We start from the raw sequence: 16,996 nt of genomic DNA, 5'->3' as shown, positions 1-16,996 counted from the left end.
CCGGCGTTCCAAAAATCGATAATCCATCGCGCCGGAAACCGCTAAATAGGAATTCGGGGTTTAATTTGTCATGCCTTCCAGTTTTGAGTCAATATATTCGGAAACTAATTTCACTAGTTAAAACACAACTATCACTGAGAGCAAGACGATGAACGACTACGTGAAAACCATGGCCGTCCATGCCCCCGTCAACCCCGATGAATCTCTGGTCTCCATCGGCGAACAGATCCAGTCATTCGCCACGTCCCAGCCGGACAAGATCGCGCTGGTCGACGAGAAAGGACCGGTGAGCTGGCGCGACCTGGTGACACGAGTCAACCGGATTGCCAACCGACTGCGTGAAGGCGGCCTGAAAACGGGGGATACCGTGGCGGGGTTATCGGAAAACAGCGCAGAATACATGGCGCTTTACCTCGGCGTGCTGACAGCCGGCGGTTGCATGGTGCCGCTCTCGGGCATGGCCAGCGGGGAAACCCTGGCCCTCATGATCAATGACTGCGATGCGCGCTTTCTGTTCGTGTCGGCAAAGAATGCGCCGCTGCTAGACGAGATCCGGGACACGTTGGATAAGGTGCCCCACGGCACCCGCATTGGCCTGGACTTCCGGCCACCGGACAGCGCCCTGACCCTGGACGACTGGCTGGCCGACGCCCCGGGCACATCGAATCCGGCGGCGCTGTCCCTGGATGATCCGTTCAACATCATCTACAGCTCCGGCACGACCGGTACGCCCAAGGGCATTCTGCACGATCACCGTTTCCGCTACCGGCAAATGCTGCGTATGGGCACCTATAGCCTGGACGGCGACGCGATCAACCTGGTATCGACACCGCTCTACTCCAACACCACGCTGGTGTCGGTGCTGCCTACACTATTCCATGGCGGCACCCTGGTGTTGATGGCCAAGTTCAATGCCTTACGCTTCCTGGAACTGGCAGAAGAGCATCGCGTGACCCACGCCATGCTGGTACCGGTTCAGTACCAACGCATTCTCGCGGAACCGGATTTCGACCGTTTCGACCTGTCCAGTTTCAAGTTGAAGCTGTCCACCAGCGCGCCTTTGCGAGCGGACGTGATCGGCCAGGTGATGGCCCGCTGGCCGGGCAATCTTCGCGAAGTCTACGGCCTGACCGAGGGCGGCATTTCCACCAGCCTGGACTGTCGCGCCTTCCCGGACAAATGGGATTCGGTGGGGCAACCGACCGAAGGCGCGGAGGTTAAAATCATCGACGAGGATGGCCACGAACTGCCGCGCGGCCATATTGGCGAAATCGTCGGGCGGGCGGGTGCCATGATGCGTGGCTATTACCATCGCGAGGAACAAACCGCGGAGATGCTATGGACCAGCCCGGAAGGTCTGGCTTTCTATCGCAGCGGCGATATGGGCCGCCTGGACACGGATGGTTTCCTCTATATCCTCGACCGTCGCAAGGACATGATCATCTCCGGCGGCTTCAACATCTACGCGGTGGATTTGGAGAAGGCGCTGCTGGAACACCCTGCCGTCGACGATGCCGCGGTGATCGGCATTCCCAGCGAACATTGGGGTGAAACGCCTTTGGGCCTGGTGGTGCGCCGCTCCGGCGAATCGGCTTGCGAATCCGACATTCTAGACTGGGCCAACGAACGCCTAGGCAAGGCCCAGCGGTTGGCGGGAATCGAATTCCGCGATGAGCTGCCCCGCAGTACCATCGGCAAAGTGCTCAAACGGGAACTGCGGGCGCCTTACTGGACCTGACTCGCGCTAGCGGCGGGAGATGCGCTTTAGCGCGTGCTGGCATTCCGGCGATTGCAAGCGTTTGCCGAAGGCTTCCCGCTCGCGCTCCAGAGCCGCCATCGCCTGTTCCCGCCACGGTGCCTTGAGCAGACGCTTGCTCGCCCGTAGTGCGTCCCGCGGCTTACTGCCGAGTTTACGCCCGGTGGCCAAAGCTTCTTCCGTGGCCGCGCCGTCCGGTACCAACTGGGAGGCGATGCCACTGTCCAACGACGCCTGACCGGTAATCGACTCGCCCATGATCAGCAGGTCCGTCGCGCGGCGATAACCCAGTTGCAAAGGCATCATGACCGTGGAAGCGGCTTCCGGACACAGGCCCAGATCCACGAACGGCGTGCGGAACAGCGCGGATTCCCCGGCAATCACGACATCGCAGTGCATCAGCATGGTAGTGCCAATGCCAATCGCCAGGCCCTCAACTCCGGCAATGATGGGGGTATCGCATACCATCAGTCTCTCGATAAAGGCCAACCCCGCTGAAGGCTTAGGGTTGAGGTCCATGGCACGGGCGCGGAAATCGTCCAGGTCGTTACCCGCCGTAAAAACGCCACCTTCGCCAGTGATGACGATGGCATGCACGGTGTCGTCTTCAGCCGCCCGGTCCACTTCGTTGGCGAGATCGGCATACATCTGCCGGGTCAGTGCATTCTTCTTGTCTGCCCGGGCGATGGTTAGATGGACCAGCCCGCCTTCCTGTCGCACTTCAATCATGCCAATTCTCCTTGTCGATACATCATTTCATTCAGTCTATTTGTTAGTTTGCGAAATACTGTTCCACAAATCCGGCATTTATTCTATGTTGGATAATCAACAAGCGGGCTGCCCATCCCCAAAAGCGGTTGAGCAACCCCAGCCCAGCAACCACAAAAAATCCGGGGTCATCTAAACTCTACGACTCCGACAACAAGAGGATCTAAACACCGTGCAATTTCACGAGATGAGCGCCTTTGCGCTGGCCCAAGGCATACGTCAACGTCAATTCACAGCCGTAGAGGTTCTCGAGCACTTTCTCGACCGGATCGAACGCTACAACCCGGATCTCAATGCCATCGTTGTACTACGCGCCGACGATGCCCGCCGCCAGGCCGAGGCTGCCGATGCCGCGGTGGAACGGGTCGATAAGGGCGATGGGAGCGTCGGAGGCGATGCGCTAGGCCCACTCCACGGCGTACCCATGACCATCAAGGAAACCTTTGAGATAAAAGGTTGGCCTACCACGGCGGGCTACGCCAAGTTTAAGGATTATATTTCACCACGCACGGCGCCGGCGGTCGAACGGTTACAGGCCGCCGGCGCTATTGTATTGGGCAAGACCAACGTGCCGGAACTGGCCGGCGACCTGCAAACCTTCAACAGCATCTATGGCACCACCGCCAATCCCTGGGACACCCGGCTAACCCCTGGCGGCTCTTCCGGCGGGGCCGCCGCCGCCCTGGCCGCCGGCCTGGTGCCGATGGAACTGGGTAGCGATATCGGCGGTTCGATTCGCACGCCCGCAGCATTCTGCGGCGTTTATGGTTTGAAAGCGACTTACGGCGTCATTCCCACCCGCGGGCACATTCCCGGACCGCCCGGTAGCCGCGGCAAACGGGATATCGGCGTAGCCGGGCCCATGGGACGCCACCTGGACGATCTGGAGCGCGCCTTGGACCTGCTCGCCGGCCCGGACGAAGCCGAGGCTCCGGCCTGGCGGATCGACCTGCCCCAAGCGCAAACCGAGACCCTTGCCGGCCTGAAAGTGGCGGCTTGGCTTGACGATGCCTTTTGCCCGGTGGATGCCAGTGTCGAAAAGGGGCTACGGATTGCAGTCGACCTCCTGCGTGAACGGGGCGCAACGATCGATGAAGCGGCCCGTCCAGACGACCTGACTCTGGAGCAGAACCACCGCCTTTACTACAGCCTGCTCGCGGCCACCATGGGCGCTGGCCTGAATACAAATACCCTGGAAAAGCTCGCAGCCGTCGCCCGTGACAGCGAAAACGACGATTACCGCACCCGTTTTGCCCGGGGCGCCTCGCTCACGCATACCGACTGGATGCGCCAGGATGAGGAACGCGCTCAGTTGCAGCATCGCTGGGTCCAATTCTTCGAGCGCTTCGACGTGATGATCTGTCCGGTAGTCAACACGCCCCCCTTCCCTCACGATCAGGACGCCCCCGCCATGGAGCGCGTGCTGACCATCAACGGTCAGCCCCAGGTCTATATGGACGTCACGGTCTGGGCCGGCATTGCCGCTATCGCCGGACTGCCTGCACTGAGCCTGCCGGTGGGGTTCAGCGACGAAGGCCTGCCTTTAGCGGTACAACTGATTGGACCGGCCTATAGTGAAAGGAACCTGATACAGATCGCCCGCCTCATGTCACACCACTTGCATCCGGAGGGTCTGACGTTTCCACCGCTCTGAGCTAAAAAGCGGACTATCAGGCAGGGATTACATTGGGCCGGTAGCCTATTGCAAATGGTCAGTCATGTGATAAATTCGGAAAACAAGGATTCGTTCTGCAGTCACTAGTACCGCAGTGCGAAATAAGGGAGAAAGAAGTACAACCCCCATGCACAAAAATAAGAGGTCAAGTCATGCAAACGCTTACCCAGTTCAAGAAGCAGCTAACGGTCTGCGCATCGGCCGTTGCCCTTAGTGTCGGCGCCCTGTTCAGCGGTGCGGTGACTGCCGCGGATACCGTGACGTGGAAAGTTCAATCTCATTGGCCCGGCTCCAGCAGCTCCTATGAGGACAGTCTGGGCCGCCTGAAGCGCGTCATCGAAGAGCGCAGCGATGGTCGCCTAAAACTGGACCTCTACGAATCCGGTGCATTGTTCAAGCCCAAGCAAACCTTCGAAGCCGTAAGCCGCGGCATCCTGGAAATGGGCACGATCTCCCCGGCTTACGCCCAGGACAAGATGACCCTGGCCGGCATTGCCTCCGGTCTGCCGTTCGCCTTCCGCAACGTGTGGGAAGCGGCCTACTTCCATCAGGGCCTGGGTTTCGAGGAGATGTTGCGTGAAGAAGCCGCCCAATACGGCGTGTACTGGGCCACCGACAAGGTTTACCCGACCGAGATGGTGATCAAGGACCCGATCAACAGCTGGGAAGACTTCACGAAACTGAAGATCCGCTCTTCCGGTGCGCTGCAGAAGTTTCTAACCGAAGCCGGTGCCGCAGCGTCTTACATCCCGGGCAGCGAACTCTACCCTGCGCTGGATAGCGGCGTGGTCGACGGCGCCCATTGGGGTGCAGCCCAGGGGGCCTACTCCATGGGCCTGTACGAAGTGGCCAAATATCACGTGCAACCGGCCCTGAACATCGCCGGCACCGACGTCATCATTGTCAGCCAGAAGGCGCTGGACAAACTGCCGCAGGACTTGCAGGACATCGTCAAGCAGGCTCTGGACGAGCAATTCTGGTTCCGCACCAACGAGTACCTGTATAAAGAGCGCATCACTCTGGCCAAGGCCATCGAGGAAGAAGGCGTGCAGATCAACACCCTGCCGGACGATGTCCAACAGCGCCTGACCGAAGCCGCTCAAGAAATGTGGGACGAGGAAGGCCAACGTAGCGAGCGCTCGCAGAAAGCGCTGACTATGCTGAAAGACTACCTGACGGAGTTGGGCTACCTCTAAGTCCTGATTGCGCTGATCCCGCCGGCGGCCTCAGGGCCGCCGGTTTTCCTTATTCCCTTACCCGTTGCGCCTCCGGAGGATGCCATGCGTGCGCTGACCGCATTCATGAACGGCGTGACCCGTTTGAACGACTTTATCGGTCGCTGGGTCGCCCTGCTCGTTTTCGCCATGTTCGTTTTCCTGCTGCTTGAGGTGGGGTTCCGCTACCTGCTGAACTCGCCAACGGTGTGGACCAATGAGCTGACCCAGATGCTGTTCGGCATCTACGCCATTATGTCCGGCGGCTACATCATGGCCCACCGGGGACACGTGAATGTGGACCTGCTCTACTCGCACTTAGGCCCCCGGGTGCAGGCGGGCGTCGACATCTTTACGTCGGTGGTGTTCTTCATCTTCACCCTGGCGCTGCTCTACTTCGGCTACGACATGGCCAGCCAGTCCGTCGCCAGCTGGGAAACGTCCTATTCCGCCTGGAACCCGCCGATCTGGCCGGTCAAGGTGGCGATTCCCCTGGGCGTCGGCCTCCTGGTGCTGCAAGGCGTCGTCAAACTCCTGCAGGACATCGCCATCGCCTTCAACCTGGGTTACTACACGCCTGAAGACCGCCAGAACGAGCAGGAGGATATGCTGTGAGTATCGAAGCCCTGACCCTGCTGTTTTTTGCCGCTCTTCTGTTCTTCCTGGTTCTCGGCCTGCCGCTGACCTTCGTCCTGGGTGGCGTGTCCGTCGTGTTCCTTTATTTCACCTGGGGATTCGACTCCTTCTTTATGGTGGCCTCCCAGATCTGGAGCACCATGGAAAGCTTCACCCTGGTGGCCATTCCGCTGTTTGTCTACATGGCGATGATTCTGGAGCGCACCGGCGTCGCCAACGATCTCTACCGCATGATGCATCTTTGGTGGGGTGGCGTACGCGGCGGCCTGGCCATCGGCACACTAGGCATTTGCGCGCTGTTCGCCGCCATGTGCGGGATCAGTGGCGCGGCTGTCGTGGCTATGGGGACTATCGCGCTGCCGTCGATGCTCGAACGGGGCTACGACAAGAACATGGCCCTGGGCTGTATCAATACCGGCGGCGGCTGGGGCATCCTGATTCCGCCCAGTATCCTGATGATTCTCTACGCCCTGATTACCGGGACATCCGTCGGTAAAATGTTCGCAGCCGGCGTGCTGCCGGGCCTACTGCTGATGGTGCTGACCATCGCCTACATTATTATTCGCTGCTACTTCCAGCCGCACTTGGCCCCCGCTCTGCCGCCGGAGGAACGGGCAAGCTGGGCCGAGAAGTTCCGTGCCCTGCGGGCGGTTATCCTGCCCATCGCCATCGTCATCATGGTATTGGGCTCGATCATCGGCGGTATTACCACACCCACCGAAGCGGCCGCCGTGGGCGTGTTCGGCGCGCTGATTTCCGCCGTGGTGTATCGCAAATTCACCTGGACACTGCTGCACGACGCGTCGATCCGCACCTTCAAGCTGACCGGCATGATCATGTGGATCCTGTTCGCTGCCCATGCCTTCAGCGCGGCGTATCAAAGCATGGGCGCCCAGGAGCTGATCGAAGGCTTGATGCAGATGATTCCGGGCGGGCCCTGGGGCGTGATCCTGTCGATGATGCTGATCGTCTTCCTGCTGGCGATGGTGCTCGATCCGGTGGGTATCATGCTGATCACCCTGCCGGTATTCATGCCCATCGTCGAGGGCCTGGGCTTCGACCCCATCTGGTTCGGCATCCTGTTCGTGATCAACATGGAAATCGGCTACATGACGCCACCTTTCGGCTTCAACCTGTTCTATCTCAAAGGGGTGGTTCCGCCGAGTATCACCATGCGGGATATCTATGTGTCGATTATTCCGTTCGTGCTGGTGGAGATTGTCGGCCTGGCGCTGATTATGATCTTCCCGGAAATCGCCACCTACCTGCCGGATCTCTTCTTCTAGCGATCCGCATCCGCACACCAACAAAGCCCCGTTGTGGAATAAGCACTCTACAACGGGGCTTTTTTAATACTTTGTTACCAATCTCTCCTTGATCTCACCCAACCTTCAAACCTTTAATACCGTTAAGCGGAACCGATTTCCGCATTCCACAACAATAAATGCTGCCGTTTCCCCACCCTCGGCACCCAGGCATTTCAGGGAGCATACAATGCAGTTGCCTCTTTCCTCTTCGTCTTCTTCCATGGGACGCAAGCTGACCATCGGACGCAAGCTGAGTATTGGTTTTTCGGCGCTGATCGTTCTCGCCGTTATTGTTGGGGCTATCGGCCTGCAGGCGCTGAGCAGCTATACCGAACGTGCTGTTATCGTAGGCCAGGTTGGCGTTATGGAAACCCGCTTACTGGAAGCCCGGCTAAGCGAAAAAGAGTTCATGTTAAGCCACCATGAGAATGACCTGGAGGCGGCTCGTCAAAGCAGCGCAGCAGCCGGGAAAATGGCTGAAGTACTCGAAAGCGAGCTGGTGGTTCCCGCGGACCTGCAACGGCTGGAAACGATCGACAAAGGGGCTGCCCGCTACAGCCAATTGCTCACGCAACTCGCCGCTAACATCACCGAACGCGATGCCACCATCGACCAGATGGAGGTGGATGCACGCATGGCCGAAAGCCGGCTGAGCACCGAGGACAAACTCTATATGGCCGCGGCCGCTCTCAAGCAAATGCGCCGTAACGAACGCAGCTTCCTGATCGATGGCGATGCTAAGGCCATTGAGCAATTCGAATCCGCGATCGAGCGCGCCCTGCGCTCCATAAAATCGTCGTTCGTCGACAAGGCCGTCAAGGAGGAGATTAGCGGCCTGTTCAACAACTACGTCGCCACGTTCCGCAAAGCTGTCGAACAGGTCCGCCGCAACGAGACGCTGGAATCCCAGATGCTCGATTCCGCCAACAGCATCCTCTCGGCGACGGCTGAATTGAAGGACATCCAGGTCGGCAACATGCGCGCGGAACAGGCACAAGCCGTTACGCTGATCATCGTCGCTACCGTCATCGTCATCCTGCTCGGGGTCGTGCTGGCCTGGAGCCTGACCCGCAACATCGTGCGGCCCATCCATGAGGCCGTCGATATCGCAACGCGAGTGGCCGCTGGCGACCTGCGAAAAGACGTCAAGACCGATCGCCATGACGAGCTGGGCCAGTTGTTGGGCGCCCTGGGCTCCATGGTCGTCAACTTGCGGGAGCTGGTGCGCGGTATCAATAGCGGGTCGCAAAACATAGCCGCCTCTACCGGGGAGCTGTCCACAGTCACGGAACAAACCAGCGAGGGCATGACCCAGCAGCGCGACCAGACCGATCAGGTCGCCACGGCCATGAACGAAATGGTGGCAACCGTGAGCGAAGTGGCCAAGAGCGCCGAAGACGCCTTCAACGCGGCGGCCAGGGCCAGTGAAACCGCCACCGCCGGGGAGACCGCCGTGGGCGAAACGCTATCGTACGTGAGCGAGCTGAACGGTCTGGTAGAGAACGTGATGCAGCAGCTGCACAACCTGCAGTCCGACACCCAGAACATTGTCACCGTGCTGGATGTGATCAAGTCGGTCGCCGAGCAAACCAACCTGCTGGCGCTGAATGCGGCTATCGAAGCCGCCCGCGCCGGCGAGCAGGGCCGCGGCTTTGCGGTGGTGGCTGACGAGGTTCGGTCGCTGGCACAGCGCACACAGAGTTCGGCTGCGGAAATCGAGACCTTGATCAACAACCTGGTCACCAGCGCCGAGGGCTCGGTGAAGGCGATGGAATCCGGCACACAGCTAGCTGGCCAGACATTGGACAGCGCCCAGGCGACCGGCAAAACGATTAAGGACATCGCGCAGGCTGTCGAGGAAATCCGCCAATTCAACAGTCAAATTGCTACGGCTGCCGAGCAGCAAACGTCGGTGGCTGAAGACATCAACCACAATGTCACGCAGATTCGCGATATTAGTGATCAATCAGCCTCGTCAGCTACACAGGTAGCTTCGTCGACCACCGAGTTGGCACAGTTGGGCGAAAACCTTCGAGTTCAGGTAGCCCGGTTCAGCGTATAGGTTACGCAGAGAAAACGCCCCGATCCTGCTTGGGGCGTTTTACTGTCAGGAACCGGGGGATCAACGTGGTAGCCCCCCAGAAGCCCTGTAGATCAGGACTTACCCGCCGCAACTGCCGCGTCGATCACATCCTTACCAATTTCGCCTTCATAGGCTTCCCAAACCGGCCTCATGGCCTGTTGCCAGAGTTGCAGTTCTTTCGGTGTCAGCTCGATCAGGTTGACGCTCCTCATGTTTTGCAGCTCGTCACGATCGTTTTTCGCTTTCGCGATGGCCACGGCGTTGCCGTATTTCAATGCCATGCCCAGTGCATACTTGAAGTAGCGGCGCTCTTCCTTCGTCAGCGAGTCCCAGAAGCTGGCGTTGGTGATCACCATGTAGTCCAGCACGCCGTGGTTGGATTCCATGATGTAGGGCTGGTGCTCATAGAACTTCTTTGAATAGATGTTGGACCAGGTGTTCTCCTGCCCCTGGATCAGGCCCGTAGCCAGCCCATCGTACACATCCGCAAACGCCATTGGCATGCCAAACGCGCCGATAGCTTGGAACTGCTTCTGCAGCACGTCTGAATCCATGATGCGAAAACTCAAGCCCTCAAGGTCGGACGGCTTGTGGAACTCCCTGTTTGCGCTCAGCTGCTTCAAGCCGTTATGCAGGTAACCCAGGCCGAGAATGCCCTTGGACTCCATGCTCTTCAGCAGCGACCGGCCCACCGGACCTTCCTGGAAACGTTCGACCGCGTCCATGTTCGGGAACAGGAAAGGCAGGTCGTAGATCTTCAGCTTCTGGGTGTAGTCCTCGAACTTGGACACGGACGGCACGGCGAAGTGGATATCCCCGCGTGCAATGGCATCTATCGCCTCGCCGTCATCCAGCAGCTCCGAGTTGGGGTGGACAATGACGTTGTATTTCGAGCCCATCTTACGCTCGACGATGGTCTTGAACATGGTGGCCATCTTACCTTTCGGCGTATCCGGACTTACCACATGCGTGAACACCAGATACTGGGGGTTGGCCCAGGCAGCGACCGGCGATAACAGTAACAGCGCCAGCAAAACTTTCTTTAAATACAGTGTCATCCCTAAATGCTCCATGAATGGCTTGTTGTTCTCCACAACTATTTCTCTTCAAACCGACGGAGCTGAACTGCAATACCGGGGCCAGTATATTGAATTGACAACAATAACGGTGGCAGGCGCATGGTCTGCAAGGCACGTTTACGTAACTCTCGCGTCCTGTAACACAATGTGACCAAGATCAGGGCAAAATGGGTACAAACCCACACATCCATGCAGCTTTATAGGCGGATTTTCGCCACCGCCCGCTTCAGCCCCGCAGACCTCTAAAACACAGGTCTTAACCTAGGTTAATGCCGCTGATAAATGTTGAACATGCAAACCCCACGGGTCATTTCCCACCATTACGGCGATCACCAGAGCCGCGCCTGTTAAACAGCGTCGATTTTTAGCGGCTACGGCAGGTTTCTTGCTTGCTTGGACATCATCTTTCCCCGGCTCGCCAAACACCTTGCTCAACCCAATGGAGTTAATACCCGCCATGACGTTATCGCGTTACGTCTCGTCCCTATCTATCGGACGAAAGCTCACCGTCGGCTTCAGTCTGCTCATCATCCTTGCCGCACTGGTAGGCTCGGTGGCCATAATGCAACTGAACAACTACGATCACCGGGCCAATGTGGTCGCTGACGCCGGCCAGATGAAAGCCTTCCTGCTGGATGCCCGGGTCGCCGAAAAGAATTTCATGCTGCGAGGCGACGAACAGAAACTGGACCAGGCCACCCGTCTGGGCAAATCCGCAAGCAAAGCCGCCCAAGCAATGGAAGAACGCCTTGTAGTGCCCTCTGATCTGGCTTTGCTCGACACCGTCCAGGAAGGCGCCGAGCGATATACAGCCCTGTTACAACAACTGGCCGCAACCCAGACCAACCGCGACGAAACCGTGGCTCAGCTGGAGGAAGATGCCCGCATTGCCGCCAGCCGCTTGAGTACCGAGGCCCAACTCTACGTGGCCAATGGTGCGCTGAAGAAAATGGTTGGTTATGAACGTAATTTCCTAATTCAACAAAGCGACAAGGCGATAGCCAGTTTCAGGAAAGAAGGCGAACGCGCTATCCAATCCATCGAAGCTTCTTACGTTCAGCAAAGCGTCAAGGATGAAGTGACTGGGCTTTTCAACGCCTACATGAGCACCTTCGACACTGCCACCAACAAAGTGCGGGAGCTGGTCAGCCTGGAGAACCAACTGGTGAAAACCGCCCGCAGCATCGTCGAGGCAGCGGAAAGCCTGCAAAAGATCCAGTTGGAGAAAATGAAGCGCGACCATGGCAGCGCCCTACTGCTCATCGGCATTGCCATCGCTGCTGCCGTCATGCTTGGCATCGTGCTGGCCTGGAGCCTGACCCGCACTATTATCAAGCCGCTGCGAGAAGCAGTGGATGTGGCCGGCAAAGTGGCTTCGGGCGACCTGCGCGTTGATGTGCAGACCAACCGCCAGGACGAGCTGGGCCAATTGCTCAGCGCCCTGGGCGCCATGGTGATCAACCTCCGGTCGTTAGTGTGCGACATTAACAGCGGCTCACGGGATATCGCCACGTCCACCGGCGAACTGTCCAGCGTCACCGAGCAGACAAGCCAGGGCATGCTCCAGCAGCGGGACCAGACCGATCAGGTCGCTACCGCCATGAATGAGATGGTGGCCACGGTCAGCGAGGTGGCCAAGAGTGCGGAGGAAGCTTTCACTGCCGCCGCCCGCGCCAGCGACAAGACCTCAGAGGGCGAGACTGCGGTAGGCGAAACTCTATCCTACGTCAGCGAGCTGAACGCATTGGCGGAAGAGGTCATGCAGCAGCTACACGGCCTGCAGGCCGACACGCAGAACATCGTCACCGTGCTGGATGTGATCAAGTCCGTGGCCGAGCAGACCAATCTGCTAGCGCTGAACGCGGCCATCGAAGCTGCCCGTGCGGGCGAACAGGGGCGCGGTTTTGCCGTCGTTGCCGACGAGGTCAGATCCCTCGCCCAGCGTACGCAGACATCCGCTTCGGAAATAGAAACCTTGATCAATAACTTGGTCGCAAGCACCGAAGGCTCTGTGACGGCGATGACATCCGGTACCCGCCTTGCTAGCCAGACACTGGACAGCGCCCAGGCGACCGGCAAAACAATCAAAGACATCGCGCACGCCGTCGAGGAGATCCGCCAATTCAACAGCCAGATTGCCACGGCTGCCGAGCAGCAAACGTCGGTGGCCGAAGACATCAACCACAACGTCACGCAGATTCGCGATATCAGTGATCAGTCAGCCTCGTCAGCCACACAGGTGGCGTCGTCGACCACCGAGTTGGCGCAGCTGGGCGAAAACCTGCGGGTTCAGGTGGCGCGATTCAATGTATAAATGACGCCTCAATATCGCTTGCCAGCGTCCTGACACGCTTCGGGACGCTGGCAAGCGAGGTCAGCTCACCGGACCCGATGCCCCATGAACCTGGTTGGTCGCCAAACCCCAACGACTTCGCTGGGGGGCCGTGCATCGGCCGCCAAGCCTTCAATCCCCTGAAATAATTCTCCTTTTCTCCTTGAAGCAACGATATTCAGCGTGCTGTCGTTTTAAGGTCCGGCGAACGTCTGGAATACCCCCCGCTATATTTTGTATAAAAAATACTTGGTTTTTGGATACAAAAAAAGATACAACTACAAGTGCGCGCCGCACCAAGTTGGTACCCCCTTACTTTGCTCAATACACCCTGATCGACTTTAAGCGGCCGCTAAACCATAAGAAATCACATCATAAAAACGGCGAGTCCCATCATGACAACAACTCCGCACGGTGCCGCTCATCGGCATGATGTCAAACGTCCCGAAGACGAGTATCTGGGCATCGGCCCAAGCATTGCCTATGGCTTGCAACACGTTCTGACCATGTATGGCGGCATAGTCGCTGTACCCCTGATCATCGGCCAGGCCGCAGGCCTGCCTCCGGCGGAGATCGGCGTGCTGATCGCCGCTGCCTTGTTCATGGGCGGGCTTGCCACCCTCGTCCAGACCATTGGTGGGCCTTTCTTCGGCTGCCAGCTACCGCTCGTGCAGGGCGTCTCCTTTGCCAGCGTGGCAACGATGATCGCTATCATCGCTTCCGGAGGCGGGCTACCCACGGTATTCGGCGCGGTCATCGCCTCCGCCATTATCGGCTTCCTGATCGCACCGATTTTTTCCAAGGTCATCAAGTTTCTACCCCCGGTGGTTACCGGAACCATCATCACCACCATTGGCTTGACCCTCATGCCGGTAGCCGCCCATTGGGCCATGGGCGGTGACAGCGGCGCGGAGGATTTTGGCAGTATGGCCAATATCGGCCTGGCGGCGCTGACCTTGGCGCTGGTGTTAATGCTCAGTAAAATCGGCGTTGCCGCGGTTTCCCGGCTTTCGATCCTGCTGGCGATGGTTATCGGTACTTTGTTCGCCGTGCTGGTGGGTATGGCGGACTTTTCCCAGATTGGCGATGGGCCGATCTTCGCTTTCCCGGTACCCTTTTCGCTGGGCGTTCCGGTTTTCGATATCGCCGCTATTATTTCCATGTTGATCGTGGTCATCGTCATCCTCACGGAAACCACTGCGGATATCATCGCCGTAGGGGAGATTGTCGATACCAAGGTGGATTCCAAGCGTATTGCCGACGGCCTGCGTGCAGACATGGGGTCCAGCATTATCGCGCCGATCTTCGGTTCATTCACTCAGAGCGCCTTCGCTCAGAACGTCGGCCTGGTGGCAGTCACCGGGGTCAAGAGCCGTTATGTGGTCGCCGCCGGCGGCGTTATCCTGGTGCTGCTGGGGCTACTGCCCGTCATGGGCCGCGTCGTCGCTTCGGTTCCCACTGCGGTGCTCGGGGGCGCCGGTATCGTGCTGTTCGGCACCGTGGCCGCCAGCGGTATCCGCACCCTGGCCAAGGTGGACTATCAAAACAACATGAACCTGGTAATCGTCGCTACCTCGATCAGTTTCGGCATGATCCCGATAGCCGCGCCATCGTTCTATGAGCACTTCCCCACCTGGTTCGAAACCATTTTCCACTCCGGCATCAGTTCCGCCGCAATCATGGCGATCCTGCTCAACCTGCTGTTTAACCACTTGAAAGCCGGCAACACGGACCAGAGCTCCGTCTTCGTGGCGGGCTCCAACCGTATCCTGTGCGCACGGGATGTGTCGGTGCTGAACCACGGCGACCACTTCCTGGACGGCAAGCTCTTCGATGCGGAAGGGGAGGAGGTGCCGATCGTGGCGGACGACAGCCCGCAAGCGCAGGAGATCGGCGAGCGTCCGGAAGAACGGGAGATCGTCGACAGGCCGGTCAGCGCGGGCTAAGGGGCCGCGCCCGCCCTTTATCTCAGGCTCATCGATACCGGGACGAATTCGGCCAAAAAGCCGGTTCCGGTGCCCGGTAACGATCAGACCTGATGCCAGAGCCATGCCGCGCGTCCTTCGCGGCGGCATGGAAGCCGCCCAGCCTCGGGCAACCGGCGAACAGCTCAGTGCGGGACGGGCTTGAGGTGTTGCACCCGCCATACCGCACTCGCGGTTGGACCGTCCGGACCGATGTCGGCACAGGTGTCGAAGCGAAGCACTTCGGATTTCACACATCTCAATAAAAGCTGGCCTTGCTCACGGCGGTTCTGCCAGTTCACAGACACTGTCGTGATCGTTTCTTCGCCCTCTCCCGGCTCGATAGGGCCGATGCTTACACGGGCAACGATATTTCGCTCCGCAAGCCATTGCAGGGCAGCGACTTCCGCGCATTGCTCGACCGGCGTCAAGGCCGAATGCCCTCGGTAGCAGGGAGGATAGGGGCGATCATTCGCTTCCGCATCGAGCAGCGGCATGATGTCCGCTTCCCCAAGGCGACCGTATTTGCGGGTTGACGGGAACACCATGACACTGGCAGCTAGACGGCAGCCACCGAGATGGGAGCTCTGCCAGACCTCGAAAGCATGGCCGGATTCCGCTACAACCTTTACCAGCGATTGATAGGTCGCATTGCCGAACTTGGCGCAACATTTGTCTTTCTTGCCGTGGGTACAGCATAGGATCAGCGGTTTCGGCGCCTCACTGGCGCACCAGCGGTCAAGCGGAGCGTTGTTCAGCAAGGCATCCAGCACGTCGGGAAGCTGCTCCCGCTCAACGTCCAATTGCAGCTTTTCAGGCATGAGGTAAATACGGTGCCGGTTGGCCGGTTGCTGGCGGCGATGGATCAGATTGACGCGCCGCCCCGCAGCCACCACCGCTTCGATACGATCGACGACAGCCTCGCTCATATCGCTGGCCCGGCGCAGGCTGCGCAGCCATTTACCGCTGGGCCAGCTGATCAGGAGATTACGCTGGGCATGGGCGCCCGTTCCCGCTAGCGGATCCCCGGCGTCCCGGCTTTGCACGGCGCAGAACACCCGATTGATGTCAGCCAAATCCACCCTCCTATGTCACCGCGCGGCGGCCCGGGATAGCCACCCTGGGCACGCAGATCGGCCGGCCACTGTGCGGATCTTCGATGATATGGCTATCCAGATCGAAGACCTGCTTCAGCTTGGCGGCCGTGAAAACCTCCCCCGGGAGGCCGCTATGTTCGATGCGACCGGCTTTTAGCATGACCAATGTGTCAGCGTAGGTGGCCGCCAGATTGAGATCGTGCAGCACTATCAGCAGTGTGCGTCCGTGGTTGTGGGCAAGGTTGACCAGCAACTCCAAAAGCTCTACCTGAACCTTCAGATCCAAGAAAGTCGTGGGCTCGTCCAGCAGGATCAGATCTGTCTCCTGCGCCAACACCATGGCGATCCAGCAACGCTGGCGCTGTCCGCCGGAAAGCTCGTCGACCGGCCTGTCCGCCAGCGCCGTAACGCCTGCCGTCGTCATGGCAGCGCCAACAGCGTCTTCATCCTTACGGGTCCACTGCCGCCAGAGGGTTTGATAGGGAAAGCGTCCCAAACCGACCAGTTCGCGGACGGTGAGCCCTTCCGGTGCGGCAGAACTCTGCGGCAGCATGCCGAGCTTGCGGGCCACCATTCGCGTCGATTGCCGGTGAATGAGGTGGCCGTCGAGGACCACCTGCCCGGCGCGCGGGGACAGGGTACGGGCCAGCGTCTTGAGCAATGTGGACTTACCGCTGCCGTTCGGCCCGAGCAGGACAGTGACCCGGCCATCCTCCACCCGGAAATCCACGTCATGCAGAATCGGCTTGTCGCCGTAGGCAACGTCCAGTCCTCGGCCTTCGAGGCGATGTGTGGTTTCAGACTTCTGTGACGGGGCCATAGGCGCTTCGGGTTGGGTCATGCGGACCAGCGTGATCCGGGGAATAGGGTCGCTATCCTGCGAGCAGCGATGTTATTATTTATCATTCTCATTTTCAATTTGCAGTTCACCCCTATAAACCCTTGCCCATGCTGCCCAGTCCACCAAGAACCACTCTGAACGCACGCTCCACCGAAAAAAATTGTTTCACCGAACACGACCGCCTTACCAGGGCCGCCGTCCGAGTACGTGCCATTTTCAGCGTTGCATGGCTGCTTCTGTTCGC

12 protein-coding genes are annotated in these 16,996 nt (G+C 59.0%); 8 read left to right on the top strand and 4 right to left on the bottom strand.

Annotation, left to right across the window (positions count from 1 at the left end; translation table 11 throughout):
• The first annotated feature begins 148 nt into the window (after positions 1 to 148).
• On the top strand, positions 149 to 1,738 hold the full coding sequence (locus FXO11_RS01620) for a class I adenylate-forming enzyme family protein (protein ID WP_148861264.1): 1,590 nt from the start codon (positions 149 to 151) through the stop codon (positions 1,736 to 1,738).
• Between the two features lie 6 nt (positions 1,739 to 1,744).
• Here FXO11_RS01620 and FXO11_RS01615 read toward each other — a convergent pair whose 3' ends face one another.
• Complete coding sequence (locus tag FXO11_RS01615) at positions 1,745 to 2,485, bottom strand: enoyl-CoA hydratase/isomerase family protein (protein WP_148861263.1); 741 nt, start codon at positions 2,483 to 2,485, stop codon at positions 1,745 to 1,747.
• 211 nt (positions 2,486 to 2,696) lie between these two features.
• Here FXO11_RS01615 and FXO11_RS01610 point away from each other — a divergent pair, with 211 nt between their 5' ends.
• The 5 genes from FXO11_RS01610 (at position 2,697) to FXO11_RS01590 (ending at position 9,418) form a co-directional block, all read left to right on the top strand.
• Positions 2,697 to 4,178, top strand: a complete 1,482-nt coding sequence (locus tag FXO11_RS01610) for an amidase (protein WP_148861262.1) — start codon at positions 2,697 to 2,699, stop codon at positions 4,176 to 4,178.
• 173 nt (positions 4,179 to 4,351) lie between these two features.
• Positions 4,352 to 5,395, top strand: coding sequence for a TRAP transporter substrate-binding protein DctP (dctP, locus tag FXO11_RS01605; RefSeq protein ID WP_148861261.1), 1,044 nt, complete (start codon positions 4,352 to 4,354; stop codon positions 5,393 to 5,395).
• Between the two features lie 84 nt (positions 5,396 to 5,479).
• The gene (locus FXO11_RS01600; RefSeq protein WP_148861260.1) at positions 5,480 to 6,028 is read left to right on the top strand and encodes a TRAP transporter small permease subunit; all 549 of its coding nucleotides are present in this window, start codon (positions 5,480 to 5,482) and stop codon (positions 6,026 to 6,028) included.
• Positions 6,025 to 7,335: a TRAP transporter large permease gene (locus FXO11_RS01595; RefSeq protein WP_148861259.1), complete on the top strand. Its 1,311-nt coding sequence runs from the start codon at positions 6,025 to 6,027 to the stop codon at positions 7,333 to 7,335. The genes FXO11_RS01600 and FXO11_RS01595 overlap by 4 nt, the downstream gene beginning before the upstream one ends.
• 208 nt (positions 7,336 to 7,543) lie before the next feature.
• The gene (locus FXO11_RS01590; protein WP_148861258.1) at positions 7,544 to 9,418 is read left to right on the top strand and encodes a HAMP domain-containing methyl-accepting chemotaxis protein; all 1,875 of its coding nucleotides are present in this window, start codon (positions 7,544 to 7,546) and stop codon (positions 9,416 to 9,418) included.
• Between the two features lie 92 nt (positions 9,419 to 9,510).
• Here FXO11_RS01590 and FXO11_RS01585 read toward each other — a convergent pair whose 3' ends face one another.
• Complete coding sequence (locus FXO11_RS01585; RefSeq protein ID WP_148861257.1) at positions 9,511 to 10,497, bottom strand: DctP family TRAP transporter solute-binding subunit; 987 nt, start codon at positions 10,495 to 10,497, stop codon at positions 9,511 to 9,513.
• Positions 10,498 to 10,975: 478 nt separating this feature from the next.
• Between FXO11_RS01585 and FXO11_RS01580 the strand changes: the two genes are divergently transcribed.
• Positions 10,976 to 12,832: a methyl-accepting chemotaxis protein gene (locus FXO11_RS01580; RefSeq protein WP_148861256.1), complete on the top strand. Its 1,857-nt coding sequence runs from the start codon at positions 10,976 to 10,978 to the stop codon at positions 12,830 to 12,832.
• A gap of 413 nt (positions 12,833 to 13,245) precedes the next feature.
• Positions 13,246 to 14,796, top strand: coding sequence for a nucleobase:cation symporter-2 family protein (locus FXO11_RS01575; protein ID WP_148861255.1), 1,551 nt, complete (start codon positions 13,246 to 13,248; stop codon positions 14,794 to 14,796).
• A 164-nt stretch (positions 14,797 to 14,960) separates the two neighbouring features.
• Here FXO11_RS01575 and FXO11_RS01570 read toward each other — a convergent pair whose 3' ends face one another.
• Positions 14,961 to 15,890 carry a sucrase ferredoxin gene (locus tag FXO11_RS01570; protein ID WP_148861254.1) on the bottom strand — a complete coding sequence of 310 codons (930 nt, stop codon included), beginning with the start codon at positions 15,888 to 15,890 and terminating at the stop codon, positions 14,961 to 14,963.
• 10 nt (positions 15,891 to 15,900) lie between these two features.
• On the bottom strand, positions 15,901 to 16,752 hold the full coding sequence (locus tag FXO11_RS01565) for an ABC transporter ATP-binding protein (RefSeq protein WP_406565637.1): 852 nt from the start codon (positions 16,750 to 16,752) through the stop codon (positions 15,901 to 15,903).
• Positions 16,753 to 16,996 lie beyond the last annotated feature (244 nt).

Origin of the sequence: Marinobacter fonticola (genome assembly GCF_008122265.1) — a bacterium.
Classification (GTDB): domain Bacteria; phylum Pseudomonadota; class Gammaproteobacteria; order Pseudomonadales; family Oleiphilaceae; genus Marinobacter_A; species Marinobacter_A fonticola.
Note: the sequence above shows the minus strand (reverse complement) of the source record. Positions and strands in the feature narration are given on the sequence as shown.